This is a genomic window from Crossiella sp. SN42, assembly GCF_023897065.1.
GTDB lineage: Bacteria > Actinomycetota > Actinomycetes > Mycobacteriales > Pseudonocardiaceae > Crossiella.
The window spans coordinates 12,974-33,905 of the sequence record NZ_JAMHIV010000018.1 but is presented as its reverse complement, the minus strand read 5'-3'; the positions used below and the strand labels follow the sequence as shown (position 1 = coordinate 33,905).

Below are 20,932 nucleotides of genomic sequence, written 5' to 3'. Positions count from 1 at the left end.
CCATGGCCGACCGACGGCACCTGATCTCCATCGACGACCTGTCCGAGGAAGACCTGCGCTGGCTGGTCCAACGCGGCGCGGACTATTCCGCAGGACGGCTCGAAGGGGCAAAACCGTTGCGGGACCTGGTGGTGGCCGTGCTGTTCCGGCGCACCTCCACCCGCACCCGCACCGCCTTCTCCGCCGGCGCGCTGCGCCTGGGCGCCCAGCTGATCACCTACGGGCCCGGCGACCTCCAGGAGAACACCGGCGAGTCGGTGGCCGACACCGGCGCGGTGCTCTCCGGGATGCTGGACGTCCTGGTCGCCCGCACCGCAGGCCCGGAACGGGAACTGCGCGAGTACGCGGCGCAGCAACGCATGTCGGTGATCAACGCGATGACCGCCGCGGAACACCCCACCCAGGCCCTCACCGACCTCACCACGATGACCCGCCACTTCGGCCGGGTCGAAGGCCTGCGCGTGCTGTACGTGGGGGAGGGCAACAACACCGCCACCGCGCTGTCCCTCGCCCTGACCCGCTTCCCCGGCACCGAGCTGCACCTGCGCACCCCGAACGGCTACGGCGTCCCGGCGAGCTTCCTGGAACGCGGCGCCATCAGCGCCAAACGCGGCGACGGCCGGATCGAGCAGCGGCACGACCTGGCCGACCTGCCCGAGGTCGACGTCGTCTACACCACCCGCTGGCAGACCACCGGCACCAGCAAACCCGACCCGGACTGGCGCGCGCGGTTCGCACCGTTCCAAGTGGACAGTCGGCTGATGGAGTCCTGCCCCGGCGCGGTGTTCATGCACGACCTGCCCGCGCACCGCGGCGAGGAGGTCACCGCCGAGGTGCTCGACGGTCCGGCCGGCATCGCCTTCGCCCAGGCGGAGAACAAGTACCACAGCGCCCGCGCCGTCCTGGAATGGTGCACGGCCTGAACCGAAAGGTGTCTGAGGCGATGTCCGACAACGTGTTCCTACCCACCGGCGACTGGCGGCTGTGGTCCCAGTTCTCCTTGCGCGGACCCGGTTTCCCCGCCACCGGGGTGCTGCGGCTCGCGCCGGACGGACTCGCCGCGGCCGCGGACAAGTTCGACGAGCAGCTCACCGGCGCGGACTGGACCGCATTCGAGGAGGAGTTCGGCGCGGCCGCGGTGCGCACCGCGCGGGAGCTCCAGGACATCGCGGCCCGGCCGGACTTCCGCGCCGCGGTGGCCTGGCAGAACCGCACCGTGCTGGACACCGGCATCAAACCCTTCCTGGCCTGGACACCCAGCGCGGACAACCGCAGCAGCATGCCCCGCCAGCGGGAGGAGCTGGTCGCGCACTACTGGCAGCGGTTCTGCGTCAAGAACGACACCATCGGCTTCTTCGGCCCGGTCGGCTGGGGCCGGTGGGACCTCGCTCAGTCCGGTGTCACGGTCGACCCCGGCACCGGCCTGATCGCCGAGTCCACCGTGTACTTCTCCAGCTGGGCCATCGACACCCTGGCCCGTGTGCTCGGCGAGGATCCAGCACTGCGCCGCTGGATCCCGCCCCGCCGGGTCTCCTTCATCCGCATCGCCACCGACTCCGTGCACCTGCCCGGCCGCCCAGCCCAGCCGCTCACCGCGGACCAGCGCGAGCTGCTGCTGCGCTGCGACGGCACCCGATCCCCGGCCGAGCTGGCCGCACAGCTCAACCGGCCGGAGGCGGAGGTGCTGGCCGGGATCGAGGACATAGTACGACGGCGGTGGGCGGTGTGGCGGCTGGAAGTGCCGACCAGCGCGCACCCCGAGCAGCACCTCCGGTCCACAGTGGAGCGAGTCGGCGATCCCGAGGTGCGCGAGCGGGCACTGGCCAAGCTGGCCGTGCTGGAACAGGCCAAACAACGCATCCACGACGCCTACGGCGACTCCGCCGCCCTGTCCGCCGCGATGGCCGCACTGGAACAAGACTTCGCCACCCTCACCGAGACCGCGGCCGTGCGCGCCAAGAACAGCCGCACCGCACCCTGCCGCTCCCTGGTCTACGCCGACTGCCGCCGCTCGGCCACCGCCACCCTCGGCGCCGCGGTCCTGGCCGAGCTCACCCCGCTCGCCCTGTGCCTGACCGCGGCCCGCTGGCTGACCAACCGCTTCGCCGAGGCGATGACCGAGCGCATCCGCGTCGCGCACCGGAAGCTGCTGGACCGGCACGGCCGGGTCGACCTGGGCGCGCTCTGGTTCGAGTGCCTGCCGGTGCCGCACCCCGACTCCACAGCCGAGATCGACCGCATCCAGGCCGAACTACAGGCACGCTGGGCCAGGATCATCAACGCCCCCGAGGGTGTCCGACGCGTTCGACTGTCCACTGTGGACATCGCGGACCGGGTGCGCGCGGAGTTCGGCGAACCAGGGCGGGCCTGGAACATCGCCCGCTACGTCAGCCCCGACGTGTTGATCCTGGCCGAGAACGCCGAAGCGGTCGCCCGCGGCGAGTTCGAGCTGGTGCTCGGTGAGCTGCACGTGGCCATGAACACCGTGGGCGCCTCGCTGTTCGCCATGCAGCACCCCGACATCGCCGAACTGCTCGCCGAGACCACCAGGGACTTCCCCGGCCCCCGGGTGATGCCCATGCTGCCCAAGGAACAGCCGCCGCGCTGGTCCACCCGCAGCCGCCCAGCGCTGGTGCGGCCAGAGGACTACTTCATCGGCATGGTCGACTACACCGCCGACCCGCACAACCCGCGCGCCCTCAACAGCGCCGACGTCGAAGTGGTCGACCGCGACGGCGAACTGCTGCTCATCCTGCCCGACGGCAACGAGTTCCCGCTGCTGGACGTCTTCGGCAACGCCCTCACCAACCGCGTCATGGACCGGTTCTCCCTGCGCCCCCACGCTGATCACGGTCCACGGATCACCGTCGACCGCATGATCATCGCGCGCGAGACCTGGCGGATCCCGGCCGCGGACCTGGCCTTCGCCGCGGCGAAGACCGAGTCCCGCCGCTTCGTCCGGGCCCGGCAGTGGCGGGAAGAGCTGGACCTGCCCCGGTTCGTCTTCGTCACCTCGCCTGCCGAACCCCGGCCGTTCTACGTCGACTTCGACAGCCCGGTCTACGTCACCATCCTGGCCAAGGCCGCCCGCCGCCTGGCCCGCACCGACCCGGACGGCAGGCTCACCATCAGCGAGATGCTGCCCAACCCGGAACAAACCTGGCTCACCGACGACCAGGGCAACCGCTACACCTCGGAGCTCCGCTTCGTCGCGGTGGACCAGACCGGCGGTGCGGTATGACCGGGTTCGTCGACGACATCCTCAACCACCCGCCCGAGGCCACCGCGATCATCACCCCGGATCACCAGGTGTCCTACGGCGAACTCCGCAACCGAATCGTCCACTTGGCCCAATGCTTGGTGTCCGACGGCGTGCACCCCGAGCAGGTGTGCGCCATCGCCGTACCCAGATCCGTCGACGCCGTGGTGGCCATGGCCGCCGTGCTGCACGCCGGCGGCGCGTTCCTCACCCTGGACCTCGACCAGCCACCCCAACGCCTCGCCACCCTGCTGGGCTGCGCGACCCACCTGCTCACCACCAGCGACACCGGCCTCCCGTTCACCGGCCCCACCACCTTGCTCGACCAGCTCGCCCCGTCCACCGCCCCACTTGCCGCGGTGCCACCACGATCCCTGGCCTACGTCAGCCACACCTCCGGCTCCACCGGCACCCCCAACGCCGTCCTCATCGAACGCCGCGGCCTGGACTCCTACCTGCGCTTCCTGGTCCGCGACTACCGCCTCGGCCCGGACACGGTCGCCGTGCAGCTGGCCCCGCTCGGCTACGACGCCTCGATCCGCGACACCTTCGCCCCACTGCTCGCTGGTGGCCGCCTGGTCTTGGCCCCACGCGCCGACCTGCTGCGCGCCAACGGGTTCGCCGAGGTCATCCGGCGCTACCAGGTCAACTCCGTGCTGAGCGTGACGCCCTCGTTCCTCACCTTCCTGGCCCAGTACCAAGGATCCTTCGACGGACTTCGCCTGGTGGTCGCCAGCGGCGAGTCCCTGCGCCCGTTCCTCACCGCGGGCGGCCGCGAGCTGATCACCGGCGACCTGGTCAACCAGTACGGCCCCACCGAATGCACCATGACCTCCACCCGGCACCACGTCCCGGCAACCCCGGACCTCGGCGCCGACCACATCGGCGACCCGATCCACGGCGTCACCGCGCACCTGCTCGACGAGCAGGGCAACCCGGTGCCCGACAACGCCATCGGCGAGATCCACCTCGGCGGCATCGGCCTCGCCCGCGGCTATGCGAACCGCCCCGCGCTGACCGCCGACCGCTTCCGCCCCGACCCCTTCGGCGAGCCCGGCTCCCGCCGGTACCGCACCGGCGACCTGGCCCGCCGCACCGACAACGGCCTGGAGTACCTGGGCCGGCTGGACCGCCAGGTCAAGATCCGCGGCTACCGGGTCGACCCGGCCGAGGTGGAATCGGCGCTGCTGACCCATCCCGCGGTCACCGGGGCTGTGCTCACCGCGGCCACCGACGACCGCGGCCGGGTGCACCTGGTCGCCCACCTCACCGGCGACCTGGCGGCGACCACCGACGCCGAACTGCGCGCCCACCTCGGCAAAACCCTGCCGCCACACCTGATGCCGCGCCGGTTCGCCCGGATCGACCGCCTGCCCACCACCAGCACCGGCAAGACCGACCGCAAGGCCCTGGCCCGATGACCGCGCCCACCCTGCGCCTGGGCCGCGCCGACGTCCGCGCCGCCGCCGAGCGAATCGCCGACCACATCAGGCCCACCCCGCTGCTGCCGTGCCAACCGGGCTTGCGGCTGAAGGCGGAGCACCAGCAGCGCGGCGGCTCCTTCAAGTTCCGCGGCGCGGCCAACGCCCTGCTCGGCACCCCGGCCACCGCGGTCGTCACCGGCTCCTCCGGCAACCACGGCATCGCGGTGGCCACCCTCGGCGCCCGCCTCGGCATCCCCGTCACCGTCGTCATGGCCGAGGCCGCCAGCCAGGCCAAGGCGGCCAAGATCCGTGACCTGGGCGCGACCGTCGTCGCCGTGCCCGGGGGAGTGGCCGCCCGCGAACGCCACGCCCGCGACCTGGCCGCCCGCACCGGCGCGTTCCTGCTGCCCTCCTCCGACCACGACCTGGTGGTCGCGGGCGCGGGCACGGTGACCCTGGAGATCCTGACCGACGCGCCGGACACCGCCGCCCTCTTCGTGCCCACCGGCGGCGGTGGCCTGCTCGCGGGCGCGTGCCTGGCCGCGCTGGACCACCCGGTCCGGGTGATCGGCGTCGAACCGGCCGCCTGCCGCCGCTACGCCCGCTCACTGGCCGCCGGCCACCCGGTCGAGCTCCCGCCGCCGGACACCGTCGCCGACGGCCTGCGCGGCCAGCGCCCCGGCGAGGTCCCGTTCCCCATCATCCAGCACCGGGTCGACGACCTGGTCGCGGTGTCCGATGAGGACATCAACCACGCGCTCGACCTGTTGCGGCGCAACGGAGTCAACGCCGAACCCAGCGGGGCGGTCGCCTTCGCGGGCGCACTGCGCGCCGGGTGGCACGCCGACACCGTCGCGATCGTCTCCGGCGGAAACACCACACCGAAAGGACTCCCGTGACCAGCAACCTCAAGGTAGACGTGCCCGAACTGATCGCCGCCATCTACCGCGAAACCCTGGGCGACGCCACCCTGGACACCGGCAGCGACTTCTTCGAGGCCGGTGGTGACTCCCTGGCCGCGTTCCAGATCACCGCCCGCATCCAGGAGTCCCTGGGCGCGGAGGTGCCGGTGGCCCTGGTGTTCGCCTACCCCTCGCCCGCCGACTTGGCGAGTGTGGTGGACCTCGAACCGGCCCAGGGGTGAGGCCGGTGGAGGTGCGCCTGGACCGGACCTGGCGGCTGTGGGACCAGTTCGCCCTGCGCGGACCGGGTTTCCCGGCCAACGGGGTGCTGCGGCTCGCCCCGGACGGACTCGCCGAGGCCGCGGACAAGTTCGACCAGGACGTGGCACTGTCCGGAGTGGACTGGACCGCCTTCGAGGAGACCTACCACGAAGCCGCGGTGCGGAGCGCGCGCCAGCTCCAGGACATCGCGGCCCGGCCCGACTTCCGGGCCGCGGTGGCCTGGCAGAACCGCCCGGTGCTGACCACCGGCATCAAGCCGTTCCTGGACTGGACCCCCACCGCGACCGGTCGCACCAGCATGCCCCGCCAGCGCGAGGAGCTGGTGGCGCACTACTGGCAGCGATTCTGCGTCAAGAACGACACCATCGGCTTCTTCGGCCCGGTCGGCTGGGGGCACTGGAACCTCGATCAGCCCGACATCGCGGTTGACCCCGGCGACTCCCTGATCGCCGACACCACCGTCTACTTCGCCAGCTGGTCCATCGACACCCTGGCCCGCACCCTCGAACCCGGACTGCGCCAGTGGATCGCGCCCCGCCGCGTCCCGTTCGTCCACATCGGACAGACCGAGGTCACCATTCCCGGCCGCCCACCGCAGCCGATCACCACCGACCAGCACCGCCTGCTGACCCAGTGCGACGGCACCCGCTCCGCGCACCACCTGGCCCGCGCGAACCCGGACCTGGACGTTCCAGCCCTGCTGACCGAGCTGGTCGGCCGCCGCTGGCTGGTGTGGCGCCTGGAGGTGCCCGCCGACGCGCACCCGGAACGCTGGCTGCGCTCCTGGCTGGCCACCGTCGAGGACGAACCCCAGCGCATCCGCGCCGAAGCCGCACTGGACCTGCTGGAACAAGGCCGGTCCCAGGTCGCGGCCGCCACCGACGCGGACACCCTGGCCGCCGCGCTCGCTCGGCTGGAGCAGGACTTCCTCGCCTGCACCGACACCGCCGCGGTCCGGGAGAAGTCCGCGGGCACCGCACCCTGCCGCGCCCTGGTCTACGCCGACTGCCGCCGCACCGCCACCGCCACCGCAGGCCGCCGCGTCCTGGACGCGCTGGACCCACTGCCGCTGTTGCTGGCCAGCGCGAACTGGCTGACCGCCACCCTCGCCGACCGCGTGTTGCAGCGCGCCGAGGAGGTCTTCGACCGGCTGGCCGCCAACGGCCCGGTCAACCTGGCCGAGTTCTGGTTCGCCTGCATGCCCATTCTGCACGGCGCCGCCGTCCAGGACGCCACCGAGCTGCAACAGGAGTTCCAGCGCCGCTGGCAGACCATCCTCGACCCGGCAGACGCCAGCAGGGTTCGAAGGTCCACAAAGGACATTGGGAATCAGGTGGAGCTGGCCTTCGGCAACCGGGAACCCGGCTGGACCGCGGCCCGCTACCTCAGCCCCGACATCCTGCTCACCGGGGACCAGCTCGTCCTCGGCGAGCTCCACCTGGCCACCAACAGCCTGGGCTCCTCGCTGTTCGTCAACCAGCACCCAGACCAGGCCGAGCTGCTCGCCCGCACCACCCGCGACCACCCCGGACCGCGGCTGCTTCCGTTGCTGCCCAAGGAACACCGCTCCCGCCTGTCAGCCAGGACCCGCCAGACGCTGGTCCGCCCCGAGGACCACTACGTCGCCCTGGTCGACCACACCGCAGACCCGGCCCGCCCGCGAACCCATGCCAGCGCCGACATCCTGGTCGAACGCCACGACACCCTGTCGGCCGTGCTGCCCGACGGCACCCGGTTCCCGGTGGTCGACGTCTTCGGCCACGTGCTGACCACCCTGGCCATGGACCTGTTCCGCCTCACCGCGGACGCCCCGCACACCCCGCGGATCACCATCGACGACCTGGTGGTCACCAGGGAGACCTGGCGCTTCCCCGCTGTCGAGATCACCGCGGCCGAGGAGAAGTCCGAACCGCGCCGGTTCGTCCGCCTGCGCCAGTGGCGGGAAACCCACCGCCTGCCCAGGTTCGTCTTCGTCACCTGCCCGACCGAACCCCGCCCGTTCTACGTCGACTTCGACAGCCCGGTCTACCTCACCATCCTGGCCAAGGCCATCCGCCGCCTCGCCCGCAAGGACCCGGCCGGCCAGCTCACCCTCACCGAGATGCTGCCCACCCCGGACCAGGCCTGGCTGCCCGACCACCACGGCGAGTCCTACACCGCCGAACTCCGCTTCGTCGCGGTCGCCGATCCCCAGTAACCGCGGTCACCACAAAGCCCCCGCCCCGGACAACCCGGGCGGGGGCTCACTTCCGCGATCACCGGACGACCGCCTCGCGTTCCGCCACCGCCCGCGCCAGACTGGGCGCGTCCCGCACCGCCGGGCTCACCGTGGCCAGCACCGCCAGCCCGATCATCCACACCGCCAGCGCCCACACCGTCGCCCGCGCCCCGATCCACTCCAGCGCGAACCCGCCCAGCAACGACCCCAGCGGCACCGCGCCGAACGCGATCATCCCCGCCGCCCCCAGCACCCGCCCCTGGATGTGGTCCGGGGTGACCGCCAGTTGGTAGGCCGAGATCGCCACGTTCCACACCGGGCCGACGAAGCACATCAGCGCGTACACCGCGCCCAGCACATAGGCATTGGGCACCAGCAACACCATCGGCACCAGCAGTCCCCAGGCCCAGTTGGCCCCGACCACCACCACCCGCATGGACAGCCGCCGCTCCAGCGCGGGCGCGGCGAGGGACCCCAGCACCCCGCCGACCGCAGCCAGCCCGAACATCACCCCCACCAGCGTCGGCGAGGCCCCGTAGTCCGCGGCGATCACGATCACCACCAGGAACAGCGCCCGGAACAGGAAGTTGCTGCCCGCCACCAGGAACGTGGTCATCCGCAGGAACGGCTGCCGCCACAACCAGGTGATCCCGGCCGACAGGTCCACCGGCTGCCGCTTCCGGGAAGCCTGGAAGTCCTTGCGGATCAACAACAACGAGACCAGCGACACCAGGTAGGTCAGCGCGTCGAACAGGAACGGCACCGCCCGCCCCAGCCCGAACAGCATCCCGCCCAGCGGCTGCCCCAGCATCGCCGCGCCCCGCTCCCTGGCCTCGTTGCGGGACAACGCGAAGGTCAGATGGCTCGGATGCACCACGTTCGGCACCGCGGCCGCCGCGGCGATCTTGAACGTCACGGTCAGCACGCCCTCGGTGAACCCGACGGCCAGGATGTGCGGCAACGTCAGCGCATCCAGCACCAGCGCCGCGGCCAGCGTGCCGATGGCCAGCGCGCGCAGGACGTCACACCAGATCATCACCCGCTTCCGGTTCCACCGATCCACCAACGCCCCGGCCGGCACCTGGCAGATCAGCTGGGGCAGCAGCGCGACGAACCCGCTCAGGCCCGCGTCCACCGGCGACCCGGTCAGCGCCAGCACCAGCAGGGGATAGGCCACGCTGGAGGCGTTCGCGCCGAGGCTGGACACCGCCGAACCCGACCACAGCAACAGGAAGTCCCGATTGCGCCGCAGCGGCGGCACCTCTTCGCTCATGCGCCCGATGCTTCTCGCGCCCACCCCGCCTCCACAGAGAAGGACCGGCACCCACGCAGGCAGTCCCACCTGCCGACAGAGGTACCGCGCTGACTCTGCTCCCGCACCCCGCGCGCTCGGCAGGCTATCCCCTGATCGGCCGACCGGTAGACAGGAAGGCGAACGATGAGCAAGAGGGCCAGTCCCCAAAATCCCGTCCACGATAGCCGCGCCGAGGTGGTCCCTGGCGGCACGACCGAACCGCCCGAATACGCCCTGTATGAGGGCGGTCCGGCCGCACCGCCAGGAACCACCTCGATCACGACTCTCGTGGACGGGATTTCGGGGACTGGCCCTCGCTCGATCTCCCGCGCGGAGCTGCTCCAGCGCAGGCTGCGCGGCCTCGCCCCGGCCGCACCGGAGCACGGGATCACCCCGGTGCCCAGGGACGGCGTGCTGCCGCTGTCGTTCGCCCAGCGGCGGCTGTGGGTGCTGGACCAGATCCAGCCCGGCGGCACCGAGTACCTGATGCCGCTGCGGCTGCGGCTGCGCGGCCTGGTCAACGTGGTCGCGCTGCGCGCCGCGCTGGCGCAGATCGTGGCCCGCCACGAGATCCTGCGCACCCGGTACTCCACTGTGGACGGTGAGCCGGTGCAGATCATCGACCCGCCCGGCCCGATCGCCTGGCGCGAGGCCGACCTGCGCGGCGCGAACTCCGAGGCCCGGATCGGCAAGCTGATCGAGGCCGACGGCCGCCGTCCGATCGACCTGGCCACCGAGCACCCGATCCGCGCCCTGCTGATCCGGCTCGCCGCGGACGAGACGATCCTGCTGATCACCACCCACCACATCGCCGCCGACGGCTGGTCGGAGTCGGTGCTGCTGACCGAGCTGGACCGCCTCTACGCCACCCTCGCCGCCGGCATGCCCTCCCCGCTGCCCCCGGTCCCGGTGCAGTACGCCGACTACGCCGCCTGGCAGCGCGAACAGCTCACCGGCCCGCGCCTGGCCGAGCAGCTCGCGCACTGGCGCAAGACCCTCGCCGGACTTACCCCGCTGGCCCTGCCGACCGATCGGCCCAGAGGCCCGGTCCGGGACAGCCGCGGCGCCACCGAGACCTTCACCCTGCCGGCCCGGCTGGTCGAACCGCTGCTGCGCACCGGCCGCGAGGTGGGCGCCACCCCGTTCATGGTGCTGCTGGCCGCTTTCCAGCTGCTGCTCGGCCGCTACGCCGGACAACACGACGTGGTGGTGGGCAGCCCGGTGGCCGGTCGCGACCGCGCCGAGCTCCAGCACCTCGTCGGCCTGTTCGTCAACACCGTGCTGCTGCGCACCGACCTCTCCGGCGACCCGACCTTCCGCGACCTGGTGGCCAGGGTCCGGGAGACCGCCCTGACCGCCTACGCGCACCAGCACACCCCGTTCGAGCGCATCGTGGACGAGCTGGCCCCCGAACGCGACCCGTCCCGCAACCCGCTGTTCCAGGTCGCCTTCCAGCTCACCAGCGGCACCCCCACCGAGCTGCCCGGCCTGCGCGCCGAACAGGAACCGGTCGCCTGGAGCGCGGCCAAGTTCGACCTCGGCCTGGCCCTGGCCGCCCACCCCGACGGCTCGCTGACCGGCCAGCTCGAGTACGCCACCGCGCTGTTCGACGCGAGCACGATCCGCCGGATGATCGGTCACTTCACCCAGCTGCTGACCAGCATCGCCGCCCAGCCGACCGTTCGAGTGGGCGCGCTCGACCTGCTCACCGCACCGGAACGCGCCCAGCTGCTCGGCCCGTGGGCGGGCGCGGCCAGGACCTTCCCCGCCGCGGAGTGCCTGCACGAGGTGTTCCAGGCCCAGGTCCGCCGCGTCCCCGGGGCGACCGCGCTGCGCCACCGCGGCCAGCACCTCAGCTACGCCGAGCTGAACGCACGGGCCAACCGCCTCGCCCACGCGCTGCGCGCCCGTGGCGCCGGACCGGACCACCCGGTCGGCGTCTGCCTGGACCGCGGCCCGGACCTGGTGGTCGCCCTGCTCGCGGTGCTCAAGTCCGGCGCGGGCTACCTGCCGCTGGACCCGGCCGCGCCCGCCGACCGGTTGGCCTACTTGGTGGAGGACGCCGAGGTCTCCCTCGCGGTCACCGACGCCGCGTTGCCCGGGGTCACCTGCCTGCCGGTGGACCAGCCCGGCCACCCGGACACCGACCCGGAAAACCTGGCCACGCCGGACAACCTCGCCTACGTTATCTACACCTCCGGCTCCACCGGCCGCCCCAAGGGCGTGCAGGTCACCCACGCCAACGTGCTGCGCCTGCTGCGCGCCTGCGAACCGGACTTCGGCTTCGGCCCCACCGACGTGTGGACCCTGTTCCACTCCTACGCCTTCGACTTCTCCGTCTGGGAACTGTGGGGCGCGCTGCTGCACGGCGGCACCGCCGTGGTGGTGCCCTACGAGATTTCCCGCTCCCCGCAGGACTTCCTCGACCTGCTCATCAGCGAACAGGTCACCGTGCTCAACCAGACCCCCTCCGCCTTCCGCGGCCTGGTCGAGGCGGTCACCCAGGCGGGCCTGCCTGCCGACGCGCTCGCCCTGCGCACCGTGGTCTTCGGCGGCGAGGCCCTGGACGTGACCGAGCTGGCGCCCTGGTTCTACCGCTTCGGCGACCAGCGGCCCGAGCTGGTCAACATGTACGGGATCACCGAGACCACCGTGCACGTCACCTACCGGCCGATCGGCCGGGCGGACCTGGACGGGGAGCAGCGCAGCCCGGTCGGCGGCGCGCTCCGCGACCTCCGGCTGTACGTGCTGGACGGGGAGCTGAACCCGGTGCCGATCGGGGTGCCCGGCCAGGTCCACGTCTCCGGCCCCGGCCTGGCCCGCGGCTACCTCGGCAGGCCCGCGCTCACCGCCGACCGCTTCGGCCCCGACCCCTACGCCACCACCCCGGGCGCGCGCATGTACCGCACCGGAGACCTGGCCCGCTACCGCGCGGACGGCGACCTGGAGTTCCTCGGCCGCGCCGACAACCAGCTCAAGATCCGCGGCCACCGCATCGAACCCGGCGAGATCGAGGCGGCCTTGTCCACCCACCCCTCGGTGGACAAGGCCCTGGTCCTGGCCCACCGATCCCGGCTGGTCGCCTACCTCACCGGCCGGTCGGTAGCGGTCACCGAGCTGCGCGAACACCTCGGCCGGACGCTGCCTGCCTACATGGTCCCGGCGCTGTTCGTCCCGGTGGCCGAGTTCCCGCTCACGGTCAACGGCAAGATCGACCACGCCGCCCTGCCCGACCCGGACACCCACCGCGGCCAGGACTCCGCCGAGCGGGTCGCCCCGCGCAACCCGGTGGAACAGGTCATCGCCGAGACCTGGGCCGAGGTGCTCGGCGTGCCCGAGGTCGGCGTGCGGGACAACTTCTTCACCCTCGGCGGCGACTCCATCCGCGCCATCCGGGTGGTCGGCGCGCTCCGCCCGCGCGGCATCGACCTGTCCGTGCAGAACCTGCTGCTGCACCAGACCGTCGAGGAACTGGCCCGGTTCAGCGAAACCCGCGTCCAGTCCACTGTGGACAATGCGGAGGAACAACGGGTCGAAGCCTTCGCGCTGCTGTCCCCGGCCGATCGGCGCGCGCTGCCCGCCGGGCTGGTCGACGCCTATCCGATCTCCATGGTGCAGGCGGCCATGGTCTACCAGATGATCGCCGACAGCGAGGAAAGCCCGTACCACAACATCACCCTGCTGCCGATCAACGACGACGGCCCGTTCGACCTGCCCGCCCTGCGCCAGGCCGCGGCACTGCTGGCCCAGCGGCACGAGATCCTGCGCACCTCCTTCAATCTCAACGGTTTCAGCGAACCCCTCCAGCTGGTGCACCCGGCCGGGACCATCGAGGTCGGCTACCACGACCTCCGGCACACCGCCGACCCGGACGCCGAGATCCAGCGCTTCATCACCGCCACCCGCGCCACGCCGTTCGACGTCACCAAGGCGCCGATGCTGCGGTTCCACGCGCACCAGACCGCCGAGGACCGCTGGACGTTCTCCTTCATCGAATGCCACGCCATCCTGGACGGCTGGAGCCACCACTCCCTGATCACCGAGCTGATGGCCGACTACCGCGCCCTGCGCGACGGCCGCGAACCGGCCGCACCGACCGTCCACAGTGTCCGGTTCGCCGACTACATCGCGCTGGAACGGCGCTCCCTCAGCGAATCCGGGGACCGCGAGTTCTGGCGGGACCGCCTGAACCGGTTCGACCGGGTCGAGCTGCCCGAGGGCTGGGCCGCGGACCCGGAGCAGGGCGAGACGGCCTACAAGATCGGCGTGCCGATCGGCGACCTCGAACCCGGCCTGCGCGCGCTGGCCGTGGTGGCCGGGGTCTCGCTCAAGAGCGTGCTGTTCACCGCGCATCTCAAGGCCCTCAGTGTGCTCAGCGGTTCGCCCCGCTTCCACACCGGCCTGGTGTGCAACGGCCGCCTTGAGACCAGCGGTGGCGAGACCGTGCGCGGCATGCACCTCAACACCGTGCCGGTCGGCGTCGAGCTGACCGGGACCACCTGGATCGACCTGGTGCGGCAGGTCTTCGCCGAGGAGGTCGCGGTGTGGCCGCACCGCCGCTTCCCGCTGCCGGAGATGCAGCGCGAGTGGGGCGGCGGCGCGTCGCTGGTGGAGACCGCGTTCACCTACCTGGACTTCCACGTGCTGGACGCGCGGCGGATCGAGTCGGCGGGCGTGGTCGACGTCAGCCCGAACGAGTTCGCCCTGGACGTGTGGACCTTCCCCGGCGCGCTGTTCCTGGCCGCCCGGCCTGAGCGGATCAGCCGCGCCAACGGCGAACGCCTGGCCCGGCTGTACCGGCGGATCCTGGAGCTCATGGCCGCCGACCCGCTCGGCGCGGCCAGGAACAACGGCCTGGACGAGGACGAGACCGCGCGACTGCTGTCCTTCGCCAACGGTGAACCCGTGGCGTACCCGGACCTGTGCCTGCACGAGCTGTTCGAGCAGCAGGTCAGCCGGACCCCGGACGCGGTCGCCCTGCGCTGCCCCGACGGGTCCACTGTGGACTATTCCGCGCTCAACGCCCGCGCCAACCGGATCGCCCGCCACCTCCGCGATCTCGGCGTCGGCCAGGAGTCCCGGGTCGGCATCCTGCTGCGCCGCGGTCCCGACCTGGTGGCCGCGATGCTCGGCGTGCTCAAGGCCGGTGCGGCCTACCTGCCACTCGACCCCGCCCACCCGGCCCAGCGGCTCGCCGGCCTGCTCGCCGAGGCCCGCGCCGAGGTGGTGCTGGCCGAGTCCGCGACCGCACCCCTGGTGTCCGGCCACAAGACCGTTCTCCTGGACCAAACCGACCTCACCAAACTGTCCACAGTGGACCTGGCTCGGACCGCGACCCCAGAGTCGCTCGCCTACATCATCTACACCTCGGGCTCGACCGGCACGCCCAAGGGCGTCATGATCGAGCATCGCAACCTGGTCAACTACGTGCTCTGGTGCCTCGGTGCCTACACCCCGTTGCGCGGCAAGGGTTCGCCGCTGTACTCCTCGGTCGCCTTCGACCTGCCGGTCACCTCGGTGTTCCCCGCGCTGCTCACCGGCCAGCCGGTCACCATCACCGCCGACGACGGCACCCCCGGCATCGACGCGCTCGTGGACGCTTTGGAGCACGGCGAGTTCGGCCTGCTCAAGCTGACCCCCTCACACCTGGCGGTGCTCAACCAGTCGCTGTCCCCGGACGCGATCCGCCGGGCCACTGGCAGGATCATCGCCGGTGGCGAGGAACTGGTCCGGGACATGGTGTCCAGCTGGGCACAACACGCCCCGGACACGGTGGTGGACAACGAGTACGGCCCCACCGAGACCACCGTCGGCTGCTCCTGGCTGGAAGCGACCCCGGACCGGCTCGAACCCGGCGTGCTGCCGATCGGCAAGCCCATCGCCAACACCGTGATGCGGGTACTGGACGCCAACCTGGAACTGGTGCCGGTCGGGGTGGCGGGGGAGCTCTACATCGGCGGTGCCCAGCTGGCCCGCGGCTACGTCGAGCGGCCCGAGCTGACCGCGGCCCGGTTCATCCCCGATCCCTATGCCGGACAAGCAGGTGCGCGGCTGTACCGCACCGGCGACCTGGCCCGCTACCGCGCCGACGGGGTGCTGGAGTTCGCCGGCCGGGTCGACCACCAGGTCAAGATCCGCGGCTACCGGATCGAGCTGGGCGAGATCGAGGCCGCGCTGCACCGGCAGGTCCCGCTCCAGGACGTCACCGTGCGCGTGCACACCGCGCCCTCCGGCGACAAGGAGCTCATCGCCTACCTGGTGCCCGCCGACGGCACCACCCTGGACCTGGCCGCGTTGCCGGGCAGCCTCGCCGATATCCTGCCGGACTACCTGGTGCCGCAAGCCTTCCTCGAGCTCGACGAGCTGCCGCTGACCGCCAACGGCAAGGTCGACACCGCGCGCCTGCCGCAGCCCGAGCTGTCCCGGTCCGCCGCCAGGTTCCAGGCGCCGCGCACCGCGGTGGAGAACATCCTGGCCCGCGCCTGGGCCGAGGCCCTGCGGCTGCCCCGCATCGGCGTGCACGACAGCTTCACCGAGCTCGGCGGCCACTCGCTCAGCGTCATGCGGATCATCGTGAAACTCCGCGAGGAGCACGGCATCCGGCTGTCCTTCCGCGACTTCTACGAACACCGCACCATCGCCGAACTGGCCCGCGTCATCGGCGGCACGGCACAGTCCGATGTGGACACCCTGGACGCGGTGGTGTGGTTGCGCCGTGGGGGAAGCAGGCCGCCGCTGTTCTGCGTGCACCCCGGCAGCGCGCACTGGTTCACCCAGCTGGCCGAGCACCTCGGCCCCGACCAGCCGGTCGCCGCCTTCGAGTGGCCCGGCCTGAGCCGCCAGTGCCCGCCGCCGGAGACCGTGCACCAGATCGCCGAACTGAACCTCGCCCAGCTGCGCCGCCTGCAACCCACCGGACCCTACCGGCTGCTCGGCTGGTGCGGCGGCAGCCAGATCACCACCGAGATGACCCGGCAGCTGCGCGCCGAGGGCGAGCAGGTCACCTTCATGCTGCTCGATCCCGCGCTGGACAGCCATGATCGCGCCAACATGCACGAGTTCATGACCCGGTTCCGCCGCGCCGAGGCCCTGCTGGCCGAGCTGGCCACCGCGGTCGCCGAGGAGGTCCCCGGCATCCAGGACCGGGCGGTCGGCGTGCTGGAGCAGATCGTCGACGACGGCCGCATCGACCCGCCGGTGCCGGGCGACGAGTTCTGGCCGTCCAGGGTGCGGGTGTGGCGCGAACTGCTGGCCACCCGCCTGAACTACCGACACGAACCCTGTCCGGGCCGCCTGCACCTGATCGCGGGCGACGAGCTGGCCGCCGGTGAGCACGAGGTCGCCGTCGGCGTCGACTTCACCGACTACACCCAGCGCTGGGCCGAACTCGCCACCGGCGGACTCGACGTGCACCGGGTCAGCGGCAACCACCTCGGCGTCCTGCGCCCACCGCACGTCGGCGAGGTGGCGCGGGTGCTGACCCGCCTGATGGCAACCCCCGAAGACGCGCAGAAGGATGTGAACTGATGTCGATGGTCCTCGAGGTCGACGCGCCGACCGGCGTGCTGACCCTCAACCGCGCCAACGCCCTCGCCGTCGAGGAGGTCGCGACCACCCTGCTGTCCATTGAGGACGGACACATCGACGAGCGGGGCTGGATCAGGGCCGCCGGTGAACGCGCGCACGAGCTGCCGATCTCCTTGCGCCGTGCCCTGTCCGGGTACCGCCGGGACTCCGGGCCCAGCGGCGCCATGGTGATCCGCGGCCTGCCGGTGGACGAGTCACTGGTGCCGGAGACGCCGGCGCGCAGCGGTTCGGTGCAGCGCACGGCCACCGTGCCCTCGGCCACCCTGATGATGGTCACCCACCTGCTCGGCGACGTGATCGCCTTCCGGCCGGAGAAGTCCGGCGCGCTGGTGCACGACGTGGTTCCGGTGCCCGGCAGCGAGGACTTCCAGGGCAACGAGGGCTCGGTGCTGCTGTCCTTCCACAACGAGAACGCCTTCCACGACAACCGCCCCGACTACGTGCTGCTGCTGTGCCTGCGCGCCGACCACGACCGCGAGGCCGGGCTGCGCACCGCGTCCATCCGCCAGGTGCACGACCAGCTCAGCGACCAGAGCCGGGAAGTGTTGTTCCGCAGGGAGTTCGTCACCGCGCCCCCGCCGTCCTTCGGCCTGCCCGCAGGCGAGACCGAACCGCACGCGGTGCTCAGCGGCGCCCCGGACGACCCCGACGTGCTGGTCGACTTCGCCGCCACCAGCCCGCTCACCGAAGCCGCCCGCACCGCCATGGCCGAGCTGCGGAACCTGTTCGCGGCCAACGCGTTGACCCACTACCTGGTGCCCGGTGATCTGGCCATTGTGGACAACCGCGTCACCGTGCACGGCCGCACCGGGTTCACCCCGCGCTACGACGGCCAGGACCGCTGGCTGCAACGCACCTTCGCCACCCAGGACCTGCGGCGCTCGCGGGCGCACCGGATCGGCGACGGCCACGTGCTGTACGGCTGAGCACCCCGGGCGCGGACTCCGGCGGCGGAGCCCGCGCCCGGCCCACCGCGGAGGAACCATGGAACAGGCAGTCCTGCACGGCATCCACCGCTCGCACACCCACGCCAAGATCACCGTCACCGGCCAGGTCACCCTGCCCCCGCTGCTGCGCGCGATCGCCGACCTGAACATCCCGCTCGGCCCCCTGGCCCGCCGACCGGCCGGGTGGGCGTTCACCGTGACCAGGACAGCGGGCGCGCTGGTCGCCGCCACCCTCCAGTCGGCAAGGCCCCGCCTTGGCTTCGCCCGGCTGGCCCTGGACGAGCGAATCGCCGAGGTCGCCGTCACCGGCTCCGGCCTGCGCTCCGACCCGGCCATCCGGCCGATCTTCTGCGAGACCCTGCTCCGGATCGGCGTGCACCTGGAACTGATGTCCGCCACCGGCGACCGCCTTTCCGTGCTGTGCCACGACTCCCAGGCGATCCCAGCCACCCGCGCCCTGCGCGAGGCCCTGGCGATCGGTGTCACCGGACTGCGACCAACGGATGATCAATCCACTTGTGTTACGATACAAGTAGATAGAAAATCCGGTTAGTGGAGGTCGCCGTGCAGAACTGGACCGTCGCGGACATGCCAGACCAGACCGGCCGGACCGCAGTCGTGACCGGCGCCTCCAGCGGCCTGGGCCTGGCGGTCACCAAGGCCCTGGCCGCCCGCGGCGCCCGAGTGATCATGGCCGTCCGCAACCCCGCCAAGGCCGAACGCATCCGCGCCCAGCTGCCCGACGCCAACCTGGTCATCCGCGAGCTCGACCTGTCCAACCTGGACTCAGTCCACGCCTTCGCCGCGGATGTGATGGCCCGCGGCGACCAGCTCGACGTCCTGGTCAACAACGCCGGCATCGGCAACCAGCCGCAGAGCCACTCACCGCAGGGCCACGAGCTCCACTTCGCCACCAACCACCTCGGCCACTTCCTGCTGACCGGCCTGCTGCTGGACAACCTGGCCAAGGGCAACGACCCGCGAGTGGTGACGGTCGCGTCGCTGATGTACCGCTACGGCAGGCTCGACTTCGACAACCTGCCCATCACCCGCGGCTACACCACCGCCCGCGCCTACGCCCAGTCCAAGCTCGCCAACGTCCTGTTCGCCCTGGAACTCCACCGCCGCCTGCGCGCCGCGAAGTCCCCGATCCGCAGCCTGCTGACCCACCCGGGCGTCGCCCGAACCCCCATGCTCGGCAGCGCCCCTTCCCCGCTGATCAGCCGCCTGTCCAGCACACTCGCCGGAATGATCAGCCGCCCGGTGGAACAAGGCGCCCTCCCCATCATCTTCGCCGCCACTGCTCCCGATGCTCCGGCAGGCGTCATGCTCACCCCCGGCGGCATCCTCCGCCCCCACCGTCTCACCGCGGAACCACTCCGCCCCCACGCCACCAACCCCACCACCGCCGCCACCCTCTGGACCACCTCCGAAACCCTCACCAACACCCCCTTTCCCGCCGACCGCAACCCCACCACCTAGCCCCTGTGGACAGCCGCCCCCACCACTCCAACTTCCCCGCTATGTTCAACTGGCGACCCGTCCACCCACCCCCAAACCCCCACCGGAGCCCCGCAAAAACCAACCCCACCACGGTTCGCCAACCCCACCTGCCCACACCCCGTCGCTCAGCGTGACCACCCCAGCGACCACCTATCGCCAATCCGGGTGGAGTCGGTATGCCGGTCATAGTGAATGCCCCACGGAACTTTGACCCATGATCATTTCGTTACCGCAGTAGGAAGCGGAGGGCGGCGCAGGGCACCACGATCGGCTCCCCCCTCCCGCCCCAGGCAACCACCCAAGAACAACAGTCACCGGCACCGAGCGGCAGCACGGCACCGAGCGACAGCACCGGCACCGAGCGACACCAACCGGCAACCAGCGACAGCCCCACGGCAACCAGCGACAGCCCCACGGCAACCGGCGACAGCCCCGCCGGCAACCGGCGACAGCCCCGCCGGCAACTGGCAAGAGCCCGCGCCCCGTCGGCAACCGGCGAGAGCCCACGCGAGAGCGGACCTCGGCGGCCAGGGCAGGGCGCACACCGGAAGCGACGGCAGTCGGAAAGTCGCGGAGGCGGGGCAGACGTGGCAGGCCGGGTGAGAACGGCGGCCGGTCGACGTGACCCCGTGGCGCTGGCTGGCGGGGACGGCGGCTCGCTGCGGGGCCGGGCGGGCGCGCCGAGCCGCGCTAGCCGCGCGTGCCGATCCAGCCGAGCCGTGCGAGTCGAGCAGTACCGGACCGCGCGGGCCGTGCCGCGCTGAGCGCGCGAGCCGGGCGAGCCGGGCGCAGTGCCGGGCCGGGCTGCGCGTGCCGGGTCGGGCCGAGCCGTGCCGTGCCGGGTCGGGCCGAGCCGTGCAGTGCCGGGTCGGGTCGGGCGGCGCCGGGTCGAGCCGCGCGAGCCGGGCGGGAGTGGCGGCCCGGACCGCGCGTGCCGGGCGGGAGTGGCGGCCCGGACCGCGCGTGCCGGGCGGGAGTGGCGGCCCGGACCGCGCGTGCCGGGGGCGGGCCGAGCTGGGCCAGGGCTGGGGCACGTGAGCGGCAACCGGATTCGTGCGTTAGCCAGCCTGGTTGCTGCGGCGCGTCTTGAGCACCTTGCGGATGTTGAACGGCACCAGGTCCAGGCCCGGCCCCGGAGGCGGGTTGCGGATGGCCGCGGCGATCCGGATGTTGATCGCTTCAATGATCGCCCGGGCACGATCCTCCGTCGGCGCGGCGAGAGCCGCCTCATACGCCGTGGCCGCGTCCCTGCGCAGGATCAGGCTCGGGGGCAGGTTGGTGAGCTTCTCGTCAGCCAGTTTCCGGTTGATCCACCACAGTTCCTGGTACGGCTGGTTGGCGTCGGGGAGGGGTTTGCCGGCGCCGGGCAGGTTGTCGAACTCGCCGCGTTCCATGGCTTCGCGGATCTGGCGCTCGACCCAGGTTTCCCAGGTCGCGTCTGCGGGTTTCCGGGTGGTCATGGGCGGGCCTCCTTGGCGGGTCCGGGGTGGGGCTGGGGTTGGTGGGGGCTCGCCAT

Annotated in this window: 12 protein-coding genes; 10 read left to right on the top strand and 2 right to left on the bottom strand. The window is 72.0% G+C overall.

Translation table 11 applies throughout. The annotated features are described in order from the left end of the window. Positions 1-2 precede the first annotated feature (2 nt). The 6 genes from M8C13_RS21955 to M8C13_RS21930 are packed head-to-tail and all read left to right on the top strand — an operon-like array spanning position 3 to position 8,064. The gene (locus M8C13_RS21955; RefSeq protein WP_252482537.1) at positions 3-923 is read left to right on the top strand and encodes an ornithine carbamoyltransferase; all 921 of its coding nucleotides are present in this window, start codon (positions 3-5) and stop codon (positions 921-923) included. A 20-nt stretch (positions 924-943) separates the two neighbouring features. Continuing rightward, positions 944-3,241 carry a lantibiotic dehydratase gene (locus tag M8C13_RS21950; protein WP_252482536.1) on the top strand — a complete coding sequence of 766 codons (2,298 nt, stop codon included), beginning with the start codon at positions 944-946 and terminating at the stop codon, positions 3,239-3,241. Next, complete coding sequence (locus tag M8C13_RS21945) at positions 3,238-4,680, top strand: amino acid adenylation domain-containing protein (RefSeq protein WP_252482535.1); 1,443 nt, start codon at positions 3,238-3,240, stop codon at positions 4,678-4,680. Before M8C13_RS21950 ends, M8C13_RS21945 begins: the two co-directional genes overlap by 4 nt. Further along, a complete protein-coding gene (locus M8C13_RS21940; protein WP_252482534.1) occupies positions 4,677-5,582 on the top strand; it encodes a threonine/serine dehydratase in 906 nt (301 codons plus the stop codon). Before M8C13_RS21945 ends, M8C13_RS21940 begins: the two co-directional genes overlap by 4 nt. Further along, the gene (locus M8C13_RS21935) at positions 5,579-5,827 is read left to right on the top strand and encodes a phosphopantetheine-binding protein (protein ID WP_252482533.1); all 249 of its coding nucleotides are present in this window, start codon (positions 5,579-5,581) and stop codon (positions 5,825-5,827) included. Before M8C13_RS21940 ends, M8C13_RS21935 begins: the two co-directional genes overlap by 4 nt. Before the next feature lie 5 nt (positions 5,828-5,832). After that, a complete protein-coding gene (locus M8C13_RS21930; protein WP_252482532.1) occupies positions 5,833-8,064 on the top strand; it encodes a lantibiotic dehydratase in 2,232 nt (743 codons plus the stop codon). A gap of 58 nt (positions 8,065-8,122) precedes the next feature. On the opposite strand, the gene M8C13_RS21925 is transcribed toward M8C13_RS21930, so the two are convergent. Further along, positions 8,123-9,358: an MFS transporter gene (locus tag M8C13_RS21925; protein ID WP_252482531.1), complete on the bottom strand. Its 1,236-nt coding sequence runs from the start codon at positions 9,356-9,358 to the stop codon at positions 8,123-8,125. 309 nt (positions 9,359-9,667) lie between these two features. Between M8C13_RS21925 and M8C13_RS21920 the strand changes: the two genes are divergently transcribed. From M8C13_RS21920 to M8C13_RS21905, 4 genes are read left to right on the top strand one after another with little or no spacing between them, the layout of a single operon-like run. Next, the gene (locus M8C13_RS21920; RefSeq protein WP_252482530.1) at positions 9,668-16,906 is read left to right on the top strand and encodes a non-ribosomal peptide synthetase; all 7,239 of its coding nucleotides are present in this window, start codon (positions 9,668-9,670) and stop codon (positions 16,904-16,906) included. Further along, positions 16,906-17,892 carry a TauD/TfdA family dioxygenase gene (locus M8C13_RS21915; RefSeq protein WP_252482529.1) on the top strand — a complete coding sequence of 329 codons (987 nt, stop codon included), beginning with the start codon at positions 16,906-16,908 and terminating at the stop codon, positions 17,890-17,892. The genes M8C13_RS21920 and M8C13_RS21915 overlap by 1 nt, the downstream gene beginning before the upstream one ends. Positions 17,893-17,950: 58 nt before the next feature. Continuing rightward, positions 17,951-18,466 carry a hypothetical protein gene (locus M8C13_RS21910; RefSeq protein ID WP_252482528.1) on the top strand — a complete coding sequence of 172 codons (516 nt, stop codon included), beginning with the start codon at positions 17,951-17,953 and terminating at the stop codon, positions 18,464-18,466. Continuing rightward, a complete protein-coding gene (locus M8C13_RS21905) occupies positions 18,466-19,395 on the top strand; it encodes an oxidoreductase (protein WP_308202839.1) in 930 nt (309 codons plus the stop codon). Before M8C13_RS21910 ends, M8C13_RS21905 begins: the two co-directional genes overlap by 1 nt. Positions 19,396-20,474: 1,079 nt before the next feature. Here the strand turns inward: M8C13_RS21905 and M8C13_RS21900 are convergent. Further along, a complete protein-coding gene (locus M8C13_RS21900) occupies positions 20,475-20,876 on the bottom strand; it encodes a DUF1992 domain-containing protein (RefSeq protein ID WP_252482526.1) in 402 nt (133 codons plus the stop codon). Between the last annotated feature and the right edge of the window lie 56 nt (positions 20,877-20,932).

Coding starts and splice junctions, on each gene's coding strand:
- M8C13_RS21955 (WP_252482537.1), top strand. CDS start 3: ATGGCCGACCGACGGCACCTGATCTCCATCGACGACCTGTCCGAGGAA.
- M8C13_RS21950 (WP_252482536.1), top strand. CDS start 944: ATGTCCGACAACGTGTTCCTACCCACCGGCGACTGGCGGCTGTGGTCC.
- M8C13_RS21945 (WP_252482535.1), top strand. CDS start 3,238: ATGACCGGGTTCGTCGACGACATCCTCAACCACCCGCCCGAGGCCACC.
- M8C13_RS21940 (WP_252482534.1), top strand. CDS start 4,677: ATGACCGCGCCCACCCTGCGCCTGGGCCGCGCCGACGTCCGCGCCGCC.
- M8C13_RS21925 (WP_252482531.1), bottom strand. CDS start 9,358: ATGAGCGAAGAGGTGCCGCCGCTGCGGCGCAATCGGGACTTCCTGTTG.
- M8C13_RS21915 (WP_252482529.1), top strand. CDS start 16,906: ATGTCGATGGTCCTCGAGGTCGACGCGCCGACCGGCGTGCTGACCCTC.
- M8C13_RS21910 (WP_252482528.1), top strand. CDS start 17,951: ATGGAACAGGCAGTCCTGCACGGCATCCACCGCTCGCACACCCACGCC.
- M8C13_RS21900 (WP_252482526.1), bottom strand. CDS start 20,876: ATGACCACCCGGAAACCCGCAGACGCGACCTGGGAAACCTGGGTCGAG.